Source organism: Mesorhizobium sp. M0701 (genome assembly GCF_040320365.1).
Lineage (GTDB): Bacteria > Pseudomonadota > Alphaproteobacteria > Rhizobiales > Rhizobiaceae > Mesorhizobium.
Map to the genome: position 1 here is coordinate 18939 of NZ_JAMYPO010000010.1, position 16649 is coordinate 35587.

13 protein-coding genes are annotated in these 16649 nt (G+C 61.5%); 12 read left to right on the top strand and 1 reads right to left on the bottom strand.

Features of this window, described 5'->3' with window-relative positions; genetic code table 11:
- Window positions 1-82 precede the first annotated feature (82 nt).
- From NKI24_RS12345 to NKI24_RS12400, 12 genes are all read left to right on the top strand, one after another.
- A complete protein-coding gene (locus NKI24_RS12345) occupies window positions 83-1351 on the top strand; it encodes an ABC transporter substrate-binding protein (protein ID WP_352745546.1) in 1269 nt (422 codons plus the stop codon).
- The gene (locus NKI24_RS12350; RefSeq protein WP_502901447.1) at window positions 1348-2370 is read left to right on the top strand and encodes a carbohydrate ABC transporter permease; all 1023 of its coding nucleotides are present in this window, start codon (window positions 1348-1350) and stop codon (window positions 2368-2370) included. The genes NKI24_RS12345 and NKI24_RS12350 overlap by 4 nt, the downstream gene beginning before the upstream one ends.
- Window positions 2367-3419, top strand: coding sequence for a carbohydrate ABC transporter permease (locus tag NKI24_RS12355; RefSeq protein ID WP_352745549.1), 1053 nt, complete (start codon window positions 2367-2369; stop codon window positions 3417-3419). The genes NKI24_RS12350 and NKI24_RS12355 overlap by 4 nt, the downstream gene beginning before the upstream one ends.
- Window positions 3420-3426: 7 nt before the next feature.
- A complete protein-coding gene (locus NKI24_RS12360; RefSeq protein ID WP_352745552.1) occupies window positions 3427-4515 on the top strand; it encodes an ABC transporter ATP-binding protein in 1089 nt (362 codons plus the stop codon).
- A 654-nt stretch (window positions 4516-5169) separates the two neighbouring features.
- The gene (locus NKI24_RS12365) at window positions 5170-8298 is read left to right on the top strand and encodes a PAS domain-containing protein (protein WP_352745555.1); all 3129 of its coding nucleotides are present in this window, start codon (window positions 5170-5172) and stop codon (window positions 8296-8298) included.
- A 373-nt stretch (window positions 8299-8671) separates the two neighbouring features.
- Window positions 8672-11509, top strand: a complete 2838-nt coding sequence (locus tag NKI24_RS12370; RefSeq protein WP_352745810.1) for a sensor histidine kinase — start codon at window positions 8672-8674, stop codon at window positions 11507-11509.
- Complete coding sequence (locus NKI24_RS12375) at window positions 11506-12147, top strand: response regulator transcription factor (RefSeq protein ID WP_352622879.1); 642 nt, start codon at window positions 11506-11508, stop codon at window positions 12145-12147. The genes NKI24_RS12370 and NKI24_RS12375 overlap by 4 nt, the downstream gene beginning before the upstream one ends.
- A 2-nt stretch (window positions 12148-12149) precedes the next feature.
- On the top strand, window positions 12150-12539 hold the full coding sequence (locus NKI24_RS12380; RefSeq protein WP_352619259.1) for a response regulator: 390 nt from the start codon (window positions 12150-12152) through the stop codon (window positions 12537-12539).
- A complete protein-coding gene (locus NKI24_RS12385; protein WP_031211078.1) occupies window positions 12529-13212 on the top strand; it encodes a response regulator transcription factor in 684 nt (227 codons plus the stop codon). Before NKI24_RS12380 ends, NKI24_RS12385 begins: the two co-directional genes overlap by 11 nt.
- Before the next feature lie 558 nt (window positions 13213-13770).
- Entirely contained in the window at window positions 13771-14751 is a 981-nt protein-coding gene (locus NKI24_RS12390) for an alpha/beta fold hydrolase (RefSeq protein ID WP_502894826.1), read from the top strand.
- 49 nt (window positions 14752-14800) lie between these two features.
- Complete coding sequence (locus tag NKI24_RS12395; RefSeq protein ID WP_352745560.1) at window positions 14801-15163, top strand: hypothetical protein; 363 nt, start codon at window positions 14801-14803, stop codon at window positions 15161-15163.
- A gap of 113 nt (window positions 15164-15276) precedes the next feature.
- Window positions 15277-16026: a glucose 1-dehydrogenase gene (locus NKI24_RS12400; RefSeq protein ID WP_352745563.1), complete on the top strand. Its 750-nt coding sequence runs from the start codon at window positions 15277-15279 to the stop codon at window positions 16024-16026.
- 264 nt (window positions 16027-16290) lie between these two features.
- Here the strand turns inward: NKI24_RS12400 and NKI24_RS12405 are convergent, their stop codons facing one another.
- Complete coding sequence (locus NKI24_RS12405; protein ID WP_352612459.1) at window positions 16291-16518, bottom strand: DUF680 domain-containing protein; 228 nt, start codon at window positions 16516-16518, stop codon at window positions 16291-16293.
- Between the last annotated feature and the right edge of the window lie 131 nt (window positions 16519-16649).

Consider the following 16649-nt stretch of genomic DNA (forward strand, 5'->3'; position numbering starts at 1 on the left):
AGATCGGCTGCGACGCTCAAGAGGAGAGGGCGTAGCGGGCTTGAACCATCGGGGCGCCGCCCCGCTAAGGAGGAGACGAAGCATGAATAAGACCCGCACTTTGCTGGCCGCACTATCGGTCAGCCTGCTCGCATCGACCAGCGCGTTTGCCGGCGACGTGCGCATCATGTGGTATTCGGACGGTGTCGAGGGCGATGTCATCCAGGACATTCTGAACCGCTTCATGAAGGACAATCCCGACATCCACGTCACGCTCGACAACGTCGCCTACAAGGTGATCCAGGAGCAGTTGCCCATCCAGCTCGAAGCCGGCCAGGGTCCGGACATCGCCCGCGTCACAAACATCAAGGAGCTTGCCCAGCACTGGCTCGATCTCAGGCCACTGGTGGCCGATCCGAAATATTGGGAGGACAATTTCGCTGACACGCTGGACTGGATGCGCCTCGACGGCTCCAACGCCATCCCGGGTTTCATGACCCAGCTCACGCTCACCGGCGGCTTCGCCAACAAGACGCTGTTCGAACAGGCCGGCGTGCCGCTGCCCGGTGACAAGGCGACCTGGGACGACTGGATCAACGCCGCCGCCGAGGTGGCGAAGAGCCAGCAGCTTCCGGCTGCCTTCGCCATCGACCGTTCCGGTCACCGCATTTCGGGTCCGAATGTCTCCTTCGGAGCGAACTATATCGGCCCCGATGGCATGCCGGCGAAAGTGGACGACGGCACCAAGGCTTTCGTCGGCAAGCTCGTCGACTGGACCGCCAAGGGCCTGATGCTGAAGGATACCTGGGTTTCGGCGGCAGGCTCGACCTATCGCGCGGCCGCCGACGACTTCATCAACGCCCAGATCCCGTTTTATTATTCGGGTAGCTGGCAGGTCGCCAATCTATCGACCAAGATCGGCGATAGTTTCGACTGGGTGGCGACCGGCTCGCCCTGCGGTACCGCAGGCTGTTCGGGCGTGAAGGGCGGCGCGGCGCTGGTCGCCATCAAATACACGAAGAACCCCAAGGACGTCGCCAAGGTCATGGATTATCTAGCCCGTGAAGACGTGGTAAAAGAGTTCAGCGAGCGCACGCTGTTTCTGCCCGCGCACAAGGGCGTCGTAGACAAGGGCGGGCTGAAATGGGTTTCTGCCGACAAGAACGTCGGTCCGGCGCTCGACAAGTTCGTCAAGGCGGCGGGTGAAACCCTGCCGGCGGCCGATGCGCTGCCGCCGTGGAAGTGGGCCAACGCTTACTTCGCCGCGCTGGTGACGCGCGTCAGCCAGGTGATGGCCGGCGAGCTCAGCCTCGACGATGCCTGGGGCAGGATCGACCAGGATATCGCCGACAAGGTTGCCGAGGCGAAGTGACCGCCGCCGCGACACTGAAGGCATGGATTGGCGCCGCCCTCGCGGCGCCGGTCGTGTGGCTGGCGTCGATCGTCAACGTGCCGCTGAAGTTCTGGCAGCGAGCGACGGGCACCGGCGGCATGGCCGCGTTCTTCCTCGCCCCAAACATGGCGATCTTCGGCATTTTCGTCCTGGTGCCGATGATCATCAACTTTTTCTATTCGGCCACGTCGGGAACGGCCTACTTCCTGCAGGACCGAACCTATGTGGGGCTCGAGCAATATCAGCGCCTGCTCGATTGCGGTAACTACCTGGACACTGCCACTTGCCACGAGGATCTCTTCTGGAAGGCCGTGCACAATACCGGCCTGTTCGTCGTCGTGCAGGTGGCGCTGATGACGGTCGTGTCGATGGCGACAGCGTTGATCCTCAACCGCGAGATCGTCGGGCGCAGCTTCTGGCGCGCGGTGTTCTTCTTTCCGGTGCTGCTGTCGCCCGTCGTCACCGGCCTGATCTGGCGTTGGATCCTGCAGCGCCAGGGCCTGCTCAACCTGATCGTCCATGATCTGGGCGGCGAGCCGCACAACTGGCTGACAGACCGTTTCTGGGCTTTCACCGCCGCGGTCAGCGTTTCGGTTTGGGCACATACGGGCTTCTATACGCTGATCTTGCTTGCCGGATTGCAGGCGATCCCGCGCGACCTTTACGAAGCGGCCGAGATGGACGGCACGAAGCCGGCGCGGGTGTTCTGGCGCATCACGCTGCCGCTGCTGATGCCGAATCTGCTTGTCGTCATCGTACTGGCGCTGATCCGCGCCGTGCAGATCTTCGACGAAGTCTATGTGCTGACGGGTGGAGGGCCGGGAACCTCGACCCTCTATATCACGCAGTACATCTATGAGATCGGCTTCGCCTCCCTGTTGCGCAATCCGGGGCTGGCTTCGGCGGCTTCGATCCTGATGGGGTTGGTGCTGGTCGTGCTGACCTTGGTTCAGCTGCAGGTCGGACGCCGGGGTGAGCGGAAAGGAGCCCGCGAATGAGCCGGGTCGTGACATTCCTGACCCGCCGGCGCGGTGGTCGCGGCTGGCACTGGACGGATATCGTGAGCTGGCTGTGGCTGCTCGGCGGCGTTGTCATCATGTTCGGCCCGGCCGTCTGGCTGGTGTGTTCGTCATTCAAGACGCCGGCACAGCTCGCCGAGTTCCCGCCGACCATAATGCCTTATGTCAGCCAACACGCGAGGGTCGAAGGCTACGACAAGCCGCTGACCCTCTACAGGGTGAAGTTGCCGGATGGTTCGACCAAGGTGCTGGCCGAGGTGCGGCGCATCGGCATCGTGGCGCAGATGGTGGATCCGCAGGCGTCGAACGATATCGTGAAGGTCAACATCGCCGACCGGCAGCCGGTGCGCGAAATCGGCTTCGCAACGGAGAATTACACCGAGCCCTTCGTCCATTTCGACTTCCTGCGCTATCTGCGCAATTCGGTTTTTGTGACGGCAATGGCAACGCTGATCACGCTGCTCACCAATTCGATGGCCGCCTTCGCCTTGTCGAAATACAAGTTCCGCGGTCGCGATCTGACGATGCTTGTGATCGTCGGTACGCTGATGGTGCCGCTGTCGGTCATCCTGGTGCCGCTCTATTCGGTGGTGGGCGCCGTCGGACTGCTCGATTCGCTGTGGGGCGTGATCTTGCCGACGGTGGCGACGCCAACCGGCGTCTTCCTGCTGCGCCAATATATGCTGACCATCCCCGACGAGCTGCTCGATGCGGCGCGCATGGACAACGCTTCCGAATGGCAGATCTACTGGCGCATCGTATTGCCGCTTGCAGCACCGGCGCTCGCCGTGCTGGCGATCTTCTCGGTCGTCTGGCGCTGGAACGACTTTCTGTGGCCGCTGGTGGTGCTGTCGCGCAAGGAACTCTACACACTCCAGGTCGGCCTCAACACCTATGCCGGCCAGCTAAACGTGCAGTGGCACTACATCCTGGCGATGACCGTGGTGACGATGATCCCCGTCGTCCTCGTCTTCGTCTTCCTGCAGCGTTACATCACTTCCGGCATTGCCGGCACCGGGCTGAAGTGAGGATGTCATGGGACGGATAACGCTGACCAACATCGATCGCGCTTACGGCAAGATGAAGATCTTGCACGGTATCAACCTCGACGTCGGTGACGGCGAGATGCTGGTCCTCGTCGGCCCGTCGGGTTGCGGCAAGTCCACGCTGCTGCGGTTGATTGCCGGGCTCGATCGGCCGACCGACGGCAAGGTCGAGATCGACGGGGTCGACGTCACCAACGTTTCGGCCGCGCAACGCGGTCTGGCGATGGTGTTCCAGTCTTACGCGCTCTACCCGCACATGAGCGTGCGCCAGAACCTCGCCTTCGGGCTTGAAAACATTCGTATGCCGAAGGCCGAGATCGACACGCGGATCACGGAAGCGACGCGCATGCTGGAAATTGCTCCCTATCTAGACCGCCGGCCCGGCCAATTGTCGGGCGGCCAGAAGCAGCGCGTGGCGATCGGCCGTGCGGTGGTGCGCAATCCGACCGCCTTTCTGCTCGATGAACCGCTGTCCAACCTCGATGCCGAACTGCGCATCACCATGCGCGCTGAACTGGCGGGCCTGCACCGGCGGCTGGCAACCACGATGGTCTACGTCACGCATGACCAGATCGAGGCGATGACGCTGGCGGACCGCATCGTGGTCATGCGCTCGGGGCGGATCGAACAGGTCGGCCGGCCGCTCGATCTCTACAACGCGCCGGCCAACCTGTTCGTCGCCGGCTTCATCGGCGCGCCGCGGATGAACCTGCTGCCGGTGAAGGTGCGTTCGGCAAGCGGCGCCGAGGTGCGTGTCGAAGGTCCAGGCGGGCTGTCGGCCTCGATCGCGGCCGACGGGGTCGCGCTGAAACCGGGAGACGACGCGACGCTTGGCATCCGGCCACACGACATCCAACTTTCGAATGGCGGCAAGGGATCGGTGGAAGCGCGGGTAACGCTGGCCGAGGCGTTGGGCCCGGAAACAGTTGTCCACGCCACCATTGCCGGCGACAGCAAACTTATCGCCGTTCTCAAGCAGCAGGGCGTTGAATCGCAAGGGCCGCCGATCAACCTCGCTCTGCCGCCGGAGCGCATGCATCTCTTCGATGCCGCCGGGCTGCGTGTCGCATCGCGTTAGCCGGCGGCAAGATAGCGGGTTGTTTTCATGAACCCTCGCAACTGCGCACAGCGAATGCGTGTTGCGCTTGTCAAAATAGGTGAACGTTAAGACAACCGAACTCTTCAAGAGGGCGCTCTCTGCGATCATTGCTGCCACAGGATGATCCGGAAACACTTCAAAGTGGATTTTCTCGTGGGCGGTCTTCGGCGCTACGGAGATCCGCGCCGGCACGTTCGCGCGCCTGAATCCGGCTGACTGATAATACGACCTGTGCTGAGGTTCAGTACGAACTACCGATCAGGTTCTGTTGTCCGGCTTCGTCATCCAAAGGACCGGGATGCGCCTGATCACGCTTGCGCCATTTGGCATTCTGCTCTTCGCAGGCGCGATGTGGCTGCTGTCTGCTTCGACGAGCGGTAGCGTCTTACCTGTCCGGCTCGTATTCCCAGTGGTAGGTGTTGATGCATCGATCCGCGTCGCTGCTCGCGCGAGGCCATCGTTAGGGCCCCCGTAGCGGCGATATCTCCGCGCAATGCATGGATTTCCATGAGATGCAGCCGAGGCATGGCGGAACTAGATTTAGGCGGTGAGTTCGCCTGTCCAGATATTGAAAACAAGTGCTATATCAAGCGCTGACCGTCCCCAGGCTTTTTTGTCCGACAGGAGAAGCCAATGACAGCAGCGTCCAACTCACTTGGCGAAATCGACCCCGAAGCAACGCTTGCGCTGCAAATCATCGAGAGCATGCCCGGCCACGCGTGGGCAGCCGATGCCGCCGGAAGATTCACCTATGTCAGCCCAAACACGCTGGCGTTCCTCGGCAACACGCATGAGGGTCTCAACACTTCCGAAGACAACGATGAGTTCGGCTGGCGTCGAGCCATCCATCCCGACGATTATGATCCTGTAGCCGCCAGATGGCGGCATTGCCTCGAAACCGGCGATCCCTATGATACCGAGCATCGCCTGCGGCGCGCCGATGGCGTCTATCGCTGGTTTCGAAGCTCAGGACGACCTTTTCGCGATAGCCAGGGGCGCATCGTTCAATGGTACGGCACGACAATAGACATTGAGGACCAGAAGCGGGCCGAGTCAGCATTGCGCGACCGGGAGCGGGAACTCTCGCAGCTCGTGGACATGGTCCCGAGTCACATCTGGCGGCTCGATCCCGACGGCGAGCCGATCTTCTTCAATGGGCGCATGGTCGACTTTCTCGGCCTCGATGTAGCGGATCTGGACCGACCGGGCATGAGCCGGCTGGCGGTGATGATACAGGCCGCCGTTCATCCGGACGACGCGGCAGCATTCGGCGATGCACTCCGTGGTTGCTTCGCTACCGGTGCGAGCTTCGCGATGCGCTATCGCCTGCGCCGTGCCGATGGCGTCTATCGCTGGATGTCGAGCCGGGCGGAGCCGATGCGCGATGACGCTGGCCGCATCGTCCAGTGGTACGGCCTCTGTCACGACATAGACGATCAGACGCACGCCGAAGCGGCGTTGCGGCAGAGCGAGCAGCAACTTCAGCACATGATCGACGCGGTGCCGGTCCGCATCTGGAGTGTGATGCCGACCGGCGGGCCGGTCTACTTCAACAAGCGATACCAGGACCATTTCCGCTCCGTTATCGCGAACTTTGACGCGCTCGGCGAGCCGGGAATCGAAACGTTGCTGCACGAGGTGATTCATCCCGAAGATGCTCCCGAGGTGCAGCGCACGTTGCTGAGGTGTTTCGAAACTGGCGGCGGCTCCGCGATGCGGTTTCGCTGGCGCGAAAAAGACGGCACCTATCGCTGGGCTGAGTGCAGGGTCGAGCCGCGACGCGATGACGACGGAACGGTCGTGCAGTGGTACGGGGTTTCTCTCGACATCGACGATGAGGTGCGCGCGCAGGCGGCGTTGCGCAAAAGTGAGCGGCGCCTTCAGCAGCTGATCGACACCGTGCCCGCTTTGATCTGGAGTACGACACGGGAAGGGACGCCTTCCTACGTCAACAAACGGTTCACCGTTGTAACCGGGGCCACGCTCCACGACATCACCGCCCCGGACGGCTCGCCGTCGCTGAGCGTGATCCATCCAGACGATATCGACACCGCACGGCAGGCGATCCGCCATTCATTCGCAACCGGCGTGCCTTACGTTCAGAGATATCGCCAGAGGCGGACCGACGGCGGCTATCGCTGGACCGAGACTCGCGCCGAGCCGCTGCGCGACGAAGATGGCAGCATTCTCCAATGGTACGGCGTGAGCGTCGACATCCATGACCTGGTGACCACGCAAGCCGCATTGCACGACCGGGAACGAGAGCTCTCGCAACTCGTCAACATGGTTCCGAGCTACCTCTGGCGGCTATCTCCCAACGGTGAGCCGACCTTCTTCAACAAGCGCCTGATAGATTTTCTCGGCCTGGACATAGCGGACGCGGAAAAGCCGGACACCAGCCTGCTGGCGGCCTTCATTGCCACCGTCGTCCATCCCGACGATGCAGCCAGCCTGAAGGAAGCACTCGACAGCTGCTTTGCCACCGGCGAGCGCTTCTTCATGAAGTATCGCCTGCGCCGTGCCGATGGCGTTTATCGTTGGATGGAGGGCCGAGCGGAGCCGCTGCGGGACCAGGGTGGACGCATCGTCCAATGGTACGGCCTTACGCACGACATCGACGATCAGCTGCGCGTCGAAGAGGCGCTGCGCGAGAGAGAACGCGCTCTCTGGCAGCTCGTTGAAACGCTGCCGGCAATGATCGATTGCGCCGCGCCGGATGGCGAACCGATATATCGCAGCCAGCAGCTCCGCGAATTCCTCGGATACAATCTTGAGGAATTGGACGAAGCGGGAAAGTCCCGGCTGGCTGGCACACTCGACGCCGGTGTTCATCCCGACGACCTGACAGGTGTCAAAGAGAGATATGCCGATTGTCTGTCCACAGGCGAGCCGTATGCGCGACGGCACCGTCTGCGGCGCTTCGATGGTGAATATCGCTGGGTCGAGACGCGCGCCGCGCCGATGCGCAACGCTGAAGGCGCCATAGTGCAGTGGAACGTTATCTGCCTCGACATCGAAAATGAGGTGCGGACACAAGAGGAGCTTCGGCTGGCACAAGAGAGACTTGCGCGTGCGAGCCAGGCGGCGAGCCTTGCCGAACTCTCCGCATCCATCGCTCATGAGGTGAACCAGCCGCTGGCCGCCATCGTCGCCAACTCCAACGCATGCCACCGTTGGCTGTCCGCCGAGCCCCCGAACGTCGAGCGCGCGAAGATCACGGCCGAGCGTATCATCCGCGATGCCAACTCGGCGGCGGATGTCGTCAGCCGCATCCGTGCCTTGTTCAGACCTTCGCTTGAAATGAGAACCAGCACACCTATCCCCAGCGTCGTTGCCGAAGCACGTGACCTTATGGCCGAGGAAGCCATGCGGCGTCGCGTTCGCATGGACATCGACGTCGAAAGCAACCTTCCGCTGGTTGCGTTCGATCGCGTCCAGATTCAGCAGGTCCTGGTCAACCTCATTCGCAACGGCATGGAGGCGATGGACAACACGGCGGGCGACAAGGTTCTCGGAATGCGCGTGCGCCGGATAGAGGACACGATCCAGACCGAGGTCCGCGACCGAGGCCCGGGTATCGAACGTCCCAACAAGATATTCGAGCCGTTCTTTACAACGAAAGGGAACGGAATGGGCATGGGGCTCGCGATCTCCCGTTCGATCATCGAGTCTCACGGCGGACGCCTTTGGGCGGAGAATAGCGTGCCGCGTGGGGCGACATTCTTCTTCACCCTCCCGGTTGAAGCGAAAGCTGCGCAATAACTGGCGGCGCTCAGTAAGCGCTTGGTTTTTTCGGCTCTCGGTGAAGGGGCGCCGCCGCCCGTGCAATGCATGGATTTCCATGAGGTGCGGTTGGGGCGTGGCGGGATTAGGGTGGCTACGTGAGTCCGTCAGCCCAGTCCAGCTATCAAGAGCAAGTGCTACACGAAGCGCCGACAATCTCCAGAGTTTGTTTGTCCGTCAGGGGCACCCGATGACGATAGCGCCCAACTCACTTGGCGAGACCGATTCCAGCGCAACGCGCGCGTTAACGCATGACTTGGACCGATCCGGACCGGGAAGTGGCCGATCTTTCGCGACGAATGAACCGGGCCTGATTCGCGGCAACATGATCAGCGATCTTGAAAGAGGCAGGTTGTCGCGCGTCTGGTCGCACCGTCCCCAATTCTTACATCTGGGGCTTTTTATTACGGCCTATGTCCTGGGCTGCGGCTTCGCCCAGTCGCTCGCAATCATACCTGGAACAGGGATTTCCATTTGGCCTCCGAGCGGGCTTTTCATCGCTACGCTTGTCTTCGCCTCCAGGTATAGCTGGCCGTGGTGGGTGCTGGGGGCCTGTGTGGCAGAACTGTTCAGCAACTTCTTGTGGTTCCACACTCCGCTGCCCGCGGCCTTCCTGATCTTTGCCGGCAACGCTCTTGAAGCGGTGGCCGGCGCATGGCTTGTGAACCAGACCTGCAAGCGCCCAGTTCGGCTGGAAACGTTGCGGGACGTTCTCGCATTCGTCGCACTGGCCGCTGGAATTGCGCCAGTTGCAAGCGCGACGGTGGGAAGTGCGGCGCTTGCGTGGTTTGGCATACAATCGCAAACCTTTGCGACGGCTTGGCCGCTGTGGTGGATCGGAGACGCGACAGGAGTCCTGATCGTAGCGCCACTGGCGCTGGTCGTGTTCCAGAACTGGCGCGGCAAGGCGCAGCTCTCGGCGGCGCGGTGGATGGAAGCTTGCGTCCTGGGGCTGATCTTTCTTGGTATCGCCGCCCTTTCCTTGAGCGGCTATCTGCCCTTCGCCTACATCATCATGCCGCCTCTTCTTTGGGCCGCGGTGCGCTTTGAGTTCCGAGGCGCCGCCGTAGCATTGACCGTTCTCGCTCTGATCACGGCGGTATTCACGATATCCGGCGCCAGCCAATTTGCCGGCGATCCCGAGTCCCAGAAGCACAACCAGATCATGCTGCAGCTTTTTCTGGCCATCTCTGCATTTTCGGCGCTGGTCGTGGCCGCCATTTCCAGGCAGCATCAGGCGGCGGTGCTCACTTTGCGCCAAAGTGTGGAGACCTTGCGGGAGCGGGAGCGAGAACTCTCGTTGCTGGTCGAAATGATCCCCGCTCACATCGCCCGTATGGCGCCCAACGGCGAACCAACCTTCTTCAGCAAGCGCACGACAGACTATATCGGCCTCAACGACATCGCGGGCTGGGACAAGCCGGGCACGAGCCGCCTGGCGACCGTAGTCGCGGCAGCCGTCCATCCCGACGATGGACCCAGGATGAGAGAATGGCTCAGCCGCTCCCTCGCCACCGGCGAACCCTATCCCATACGGTATCGCCTGCGTCGCGCTGACGGTGTCTACCGCTGGAGGGAGGGCCGCGCCGAGCCGCTGCGGAACCAGAGCGGGGCGATCGTGCAATGGTACACGGCCAGCATCGACATCGACGATGAGGTGCGCGCGCAGGAGGCATTGCGCGACCGGGAGCGGGAGCTCTCGCAGCTTGTCGACATGGTTCCGAGCCACGTTTGGCGCCTGACGCCGGACGGCGAGCCGACCTTTTTCAACAAGCGAATGGTCGACTTTCTCGGCCTTGACGTAACGGATTTGGACAAACAGGGCATCGGCCGGCTGGCGGCGATGATAGCGGCCACCGTCCATCCGGACGACGCAGCAGCATTCGGCGATACGCTCAGTCACTGCCTTGCTGCCGGCGAGCGCTTCTCTATGAGGTATCGCCTGCGCCGCGCCGATGGGGTCTATCACTGGATGTCGAGCCGGGCAGAGCCGATGCGCGATCACGCTGGCCTGATCGTGCAGTGGTACGGCCTCTGTCACGACATAGACGATCAGATGCAAGCCGAAGAGGCGCTGCGGCGGAGCGAATTGCAGCTTCAGCAGATGATCGACGCTGTGCCGGTCCGCATTTGGAGCGCGGTGCCGACCGGCGGGCCGGTCTACTTCAACAAGCGATACCAGGACCATTTCCGCGCCGTGATCGCCAATTTCGAAACACTCGGAGAGCCGCGCATCGAGGAATTGCTGCAAGAACTGGTTCATCCCGAAGATGCTCCCGAGGTGCTGCGCACGTTGCTGAGCTGTTTCGAAACAGGCGGCGGTTCCGCGATGCGGTTTCGCTGGCGCGAAACAGATGGCTATCGCTGGGCGGAGTGCAGGGTCGAGCCGCGGCGTGATGAAGACGGGGCGGTTGTGCAATGGTACGGGGTTTCCCTCGACATCGACGAAGAGGTGCGCGCCCAGGAAGCGCTGCGACAAGCCTCCGACAAACTCGCGCAAGCCACTCAGGCTGCAAGTCTCGCCGAGCTTTCCGCTTCGATCGCGCACGAGGTGAATCAGCCGCTGGCCGCGATCGTCGCCAATTCCCATGCATGCCACCGTTGGCTGTCCGCCGCCCCTCCGAACGTCGAACGCGCGAAGATTACGGCCGAGCGCATAATCCGGGACGCTAATTCGGCGGCGGACGTCGTCGGCCGCATCCGCGCGCTGTTCAAGCAATCCACCGAGACGAGGACCAATGCGACGCTCAGCAGTGTCATCGCAGAGGCACGCGACCTCGTGGCCGAGGAAGCGATGCGTCGGGGCGTTCGCACCAGCGTTGATGTCGGAAGCGACATTCCGCTAGTCGCGTTCGATCGCGTCCAAATCCAGCAGGTTCTGGTCAATCTCATCCGCAACGGCATGGAGGCGATGGACTCTGGTGCGGATGACGGAGTTATCAGCATCCGCGTGCGCCATATCGGGGATGTTGTCCAGACCGAAGTCAGAGATCGCGGCCGGGGCGTCGAGTTTCCCGACAGGATATTCGAACCGTTCTTTACCACGAAAGAGCAAGGGATGGGCATGGGACTGGCGATCTGCCGTTCGATCATCGAGTCGCACAGCGGGCGTTTATGGGTCGAGAAGAACGAACCACGTGGAGCGACGTTTATCTTCACGTTGCCGATTGAAGCGAAAGCGGCGTCATGACGACGGACGGCCAAATTGTCTTCATCGTAGATGACGATGAACGCATCCGGGAGGCGCTCAGTGAGCTGCTGGCCGCACATGGCATGCGTGCCGTAGCGTTCGGATCGGCGGGCGATTATATCCGCGCTGACAAGCCGGACGTCCCTGCCTGCCTCATCCTCGATATCGAGTTGCCGGATATTAACGGCCTCGATCTGCAGCGGCAGATTGCCGAGGGCGATCATCCGCCGATCGTTTTCCTGACGGGACATGGCGATATCCCGTCCTCGGTGCGTGCGATCAAGCACGGCGCCGTGGATTTTCTGACTAAGCCCTTCAGCGATGCAGACCTCATGGCCGCAATCCATGCGGCGATTGCCCAGGATCGGGTACAGCGATCGGAGCGCGCCGAGCTGGGCGTGTTGAAGCAACGTTATCTCGAGCTGACGCCGCGCGAACGTGAGGTGCTGCCCCTGGTGGTCAGCGGCCTGCTCAACAAGCAGGCGGCCGCTGAACTGGGGATCAGCGAAGTTACGCTGGAAATTCATAGAAGGAACGTCATGCAGAAGATGGTCGCGGCGTCGCTCGCCGACCTCGTTCGCATCGCCGAGCGACTGGGAATACCGATCACGCACTCGCGCCGGGCAGGGGGGAACTGAGGGTGAGCAAGCGGAGGCCTGTCGTGGCGATTGTCGACGATGACCCAAGACTGCTCGAGTCGCTGGAGGACCTTCTGGAGTCCGCCGGCTATGTGGCCCGCAGCTTCTCGTCGGCAGGGTCGTTGCTGGTCAGCGGCCTGTCTGGATTGGACATGCTTATCACCGACATCGGGATGCCCGGCATGGACGGCTTTGAACTTCGCGACTTGGTCAAGAAGGCGCGTCCGGATTTGCCTGTGTTCCTGATCACCGGCCGCCACGAGATAGTGGATCAGCACCGCGCTAAGGGCATTGGCGGGCTTTTCCGCAAGCCGTTCGATGGCCAGGCACTGCTTGCGGCGATCGGCGACGCTTTACGCAACCCAGAAACGGAGGCTAAACATGAGAGTTGACCAATTGCCCTTACCGAGATCGACGCCATCATCACAGCAGCGAAGGGCTGAAGCCGAGCAGCCGCTGGTCATTATTGTCGATGATGATGCCTCTGTTCGGGAGGCGCTGTCTGAATTGATCCTGTCGGCGGGTTTCCTGCCGGTGTGCTTTACCTCAACCCGTGAATTGCTTGACGCCGACGTGTTGGAGAGCCCCGGCTGCTTGATCCTCGACGTGCGCATGCCGGGGACGAGCGGTCTCGATCTGCAGCACCATCTTGCGAAAAACGGCAACCCCAAACCCATCATCTTCCTGACCGGGCATGGCGACATCCCGATGACTGTCCAGGCGATGAAGGCCGGCGCCGTGGACTTTCTTACCAAACCGGTGCGGGATCAGACGCTGCTTGACGCTGTGATCGCCGGCATTGCGGTGGATGCCAAGCGGCGGGCGGATGCCGTGATCGTCAAGCGCAACATCGAGCGCGTCGAGACGCTGACGCCGCGCGAGCGCGAGGTCCTGCGTGAAGTGGCGCGCGGACGCCTCAACAAGCAGATCGCCTTCGACCTCGGCATCAGTGAAGTGACGGTCAAGCTTCACCGCGGCAATGTCATGCGAAAGATGGAAGCCGCTTCCATCGGTGAGCTGATCCGGGCGTGGGAAACGCTGCCCGCGCCGATGCGCGAGGTCTAGAATTTGGCACAAGCCGATCCATGCCCCATCCAATAGGATCGCCCGGCGCGCCCGGCCATTTCAGGTGCTTTCTCAGCGCGCCCAGGCCTCCTGCCTGTTGGTACGCTCGTGCTGCTGCGGGTGATCCCGATGTACATCGGTGGTCCTGTTGGTGTTTCGCGGCAAGGCCGCGCCAAACATCGGTTACCACTGAGCGGCGCCCTTTGGCGGCGCCAGTCTGACCGACAAAGTCGCAACATTTCATGCAACAGCAACTGACGCCGGCCATGCCGCGTCGGTCCCCGCGCCGCTACCCAAGCCTAAATTGACGTGTGTCTATAAGAGCTTGCCTCAGCCCGGCCCTATCTTGGGCGTGCCTGCCCTGCACTTTGGCATCGTATGACAGATGCTTCCGTAGAATAGGTTCGCGGCCCGGATCGATGCATCCTGTTCCTCGCAAGCCATCACGACCGTCGCGTTTCTACCGCTCCTCGCTCGCTCCTCCCCGAACGCGACCGCACAGGCCGACTCGACGGTCGTGATGGTGAGCAGGATATTCAAAGCACATGGATGGACATGATGAACAAAGACGGACTTTTCTCCGTCGGCGGATCTCGCCGCGATGTCTTGTTGGCAGGCCTGATCTCTACGGTTGCCGCCGGACTGCCCCGCGCTGCTTCGGCAACGAGCCGAAAACAAAACCTTCCCTCTTCCCCCTCAATCAAAGGAACCAAGACGATGAGCACCATCACGACCAAGGATGGCACCGAAATCTACTACAAGGATTGGGGCAAGGGTCCTGTCGTCACGTTCTCGCACGGCTGGCCGCTGAATTCCGACGCCTGGGACGGCCAGATGCTCTTTCTTGCCCATAACGGCTTTCGCGTCGTTGCGCATGACCGGCGCGGCCATGGCCGATCGAGCCAGGCCACGTCCGGCAACGACATGAACGGCTATGCGGACGATCTTGCAGCCGTGATCGAGGCGCTGGATCTCCGGGACGCCACGCTGGTCGGCCATTCCACCGGAGGAGGCGAGGTTGCTCGCTATATCGGACGGCACGGGACGAAGCGGGTGGCCAAGGCTGTTCTTATCGCCGCTGTTCCGCCGATCATGGTGAAAACGCCGGCCAATCCGGAAGGTCTGCCGATCGAGGTATTCGACGGCATAAGGGCCGGCCTCGTCAAGGATCGTTCGCAGTACTACCGGGACCTCGCACCGTTGTTTTATGGCGCGAACAGGCCGGGCGCCAAGGTTTCCCAGGGGACTCTGGATCAGTTCTGGCTCTGGAGCATGCAGGCGGGTCTCGTGAACGCGTACGAAAGCGTCAAGGCGTTCTCCGAGACCGATTTTACCGAGGACCTCAAGAAGTTCGACGTACCAACCCTCGTCCTGCATGGCGAAGACGATCAGATCGTCCCCGTCAAGGACTCGGCAGTCAAGTCGGCCCGATTGATCAAAGGCGCAAAGGATATCTATTACCCCGGCGCGCCCCACGGGATCACGGCCACGCACCAAGATCAGGTCAATGCTGACCTGCTCGCCTTCATCAAAGGATAGCACACCCTCAGTCACGACCGCATGTTCTCCGCAATCCTTGGAGCCGCCGATGACCACCTTTGGCAATATTTCGCGCGCCCTGAACCGCATTTCGGGTGGCGCGCCAGGTCAAACCTTGTGCGCTCGCATAGCCGAGCGGTGGCCTGAATGCCGGTTCTGTCGGCTCATGTCCCGGATTGTGGAACCGAACCACTGCGCCATCGAGTTAGAGCGCTGGCAAAGGCGCGAAACATATGCTGCGATAGGGCTGCCATTCGGGCAACTGCGCCTGTGCAGCGCGGAGGCGATCGCCGGCGTTCGACACTACGTCGCGCTGTCGGGGGTCGCCGCCGCGCGCTTGTTCTGCCTTGAAGGCCAAAGCGCTCTCCAAGACGTCAAACTGGCTAAGCACCGGGAGTTTATCAATCGGTAGCCGTTTGCGATTGCCGCTCATGTTGGCGGTCTCAATTCGGCGTGAAATTTTCTTGGCCAGCAGTTGCGACTATCGCAGCAGCACCGGCACTATTTTTCGAAGGCAGGAACGAAATGGGCGCACTCTCGGGCAAGATCGCGGTGGTCACCGGCGGAAACAGCGGGATCGGACTATCGGCTGCAAAAATCTTTGCGGCCGAGGGCGCGCAAGTCGTCATTACCGGCCGCCGGCGGCAGGCGGTCGAGGAAGCGGTCGCACAGATCGGGGCAGGCGCGCTGGGCATTCAGGGAAATGTGGCCGACGTGTCGCACCATGACGAGGTAGCGCAACAGATCCGCCAGAGGTTCGGGGCGCTCGACATCTATATGGCGAACGCCGGCATAAACACCATCACGCACTCGGCCGACGTCTCCGAGGCAGAATATGATGCGCAATTTGCCGTCAACACGCGAGGCGTCTTCTTCGGCGTCCAGAAGCTGATTCCGGTCATGCGGAATGGCGGCGCAATCATCCTCACAGGCTCGCTGGCCAGCGAGAAGGTTCTGGACGGTCATGCTGTTTACGCGGGCTCGAAGGCGGCCATAAATGCCTTTGCGCGCGCTTGGGCGATCGAACTGAAGTCTCGCGGCATCCGGGTCAACGTGCTCAGCCCAGGTCCGGTGGATACGGCTATTCTCGATAAGCTAGGCGTACCGTTTGAGCAGCGCGGGCTGTTTGAAAAGGCGATGGCGGAGGCAATACCCCTGGGCCGGATGGGGCAGCCGGAAGAGCTGGCAAAAGCTGCTCTGTTCCTTGCCTCGGACGCGAGCAGTTTCGTCACGGGCATCAATCTGCGGGTCGACGGCGGGATGGCAGTGCTCTGAGCCACGACTGCGATGTCGCGCCAATAGACTGGCGAATAACGCCGGAACAATCGGTCTTCCTCACGACGATTTTCCGGGAAGCTGCCGCACGAATCCCGCCAAATAGGTCGGAGGCGAGACGTTTTGTCGACGTGGTGCAAATTGAGCCACGTAAATGGCAAGTCGCATTGCAGGGATCGACGCGCAAGAGAGAAGCCGGCTCGCCGATACGGCGGATGGACCGAGGTCACGCCCCGGTCCTTCAAATTTTTCTGTAGGTCGGGATCAGTGACCCCAGATGCCCTGGCCATATTCATCGTTGGGAACAGTCGGCTTGCGTACGGTTTTCGGCACCCCGATATCATTGTTCATTTTTTTGATCGAGGATGTATACATGTTGTAAGAGGCAGTCGCAGGCTGCTGGGATCCGTTTGATCCATAGTGGTCGCTTCCGGCAGTGGCGCTTCCTGCTGTAATAACAAGCACGGCGACAGCAAGGACTGTCATTTTCATTTCAGTAACTCCATTGATGGCTTGGATGATATTCACCCATACAAATATAAATGTCGTGACGCAGCGACACGATCAGACGGTCCGGCTGTTTGATCCATACGAAGGCATTGGGCGATTCAGGCCGAAGGCCA

Bases quoted from the DNA above. Each gene is read 5' to 3' on its own strand.
- NKI24_RS12365 (WP_352745555.1), top strand. From the start codon at position 5,170: ATGACAGCAGCGTCCAACTCACTTGGCGAAATCGACCCCGAAGCAACG.
- NKI24_RS12390 (WP_502894826.1), top strand. From the start codon at position 13,771: ATGAACAAAGACGGACTTTTCTCCGTCGGCGGATCTCGCCGCGATGTC.
- NKI24_RS12375 (WP_352622879.1), top strand. From the start codon at position 11,506: ATGACGACGGACGGCCAAATTGTCTTCATCGTAGATGACGATGAACGC.
- NKI24_RS12355 (WP_352745549.1), top strand. From the start codon at position 2,367: ATGAGCCGGGTCGTGACATTCCTGACCCGCCGGCGCGGTGGTCGCGGC.
- NKI24_RS12405 (WP_352612459.1), bottom strand. From the start codon at position 16,518: ATGAAAATGACAGTCCTTGCTGTCGCCGTGCTTGTTATTACAGCAGGA.
- NKI24_RS12385 (WP_031211078.1), top strand. From the start codon at position 12,529: ATGAGAGTTGACCAATTGCCCTTACCGAGATCGACGCCATCATCACAG.
- NKI24_RS12345 (WP_352745546.1), top strand. From the start codon at position 83: ATGAATAAGACCCGCACTTTGCTGGCCGCACTATCGGTCAGCCTGCTC.
- NKI24_RS12395 (WP_352745560.1), top strand. From the start codon at position 14,801: ATGACCACCTTTGGCAATATTTCGCGCGCCCTGAACCGCATTTCGGGT.
- NKI24_RS12360 (WP_352745552.1), top strand. From the start codon at position 3,427: ATGGGACGGATAACGCTGACCAACATCGATCGCGCTTACGGCAAGATG.
- NKI24_RS12400 (WP_352745563.1), top strand. From the start codon at position 15,277: ATGGGCGCACTCTCGGGCAAGATCGCGGTGGTCACCGGCGGAAACAGC.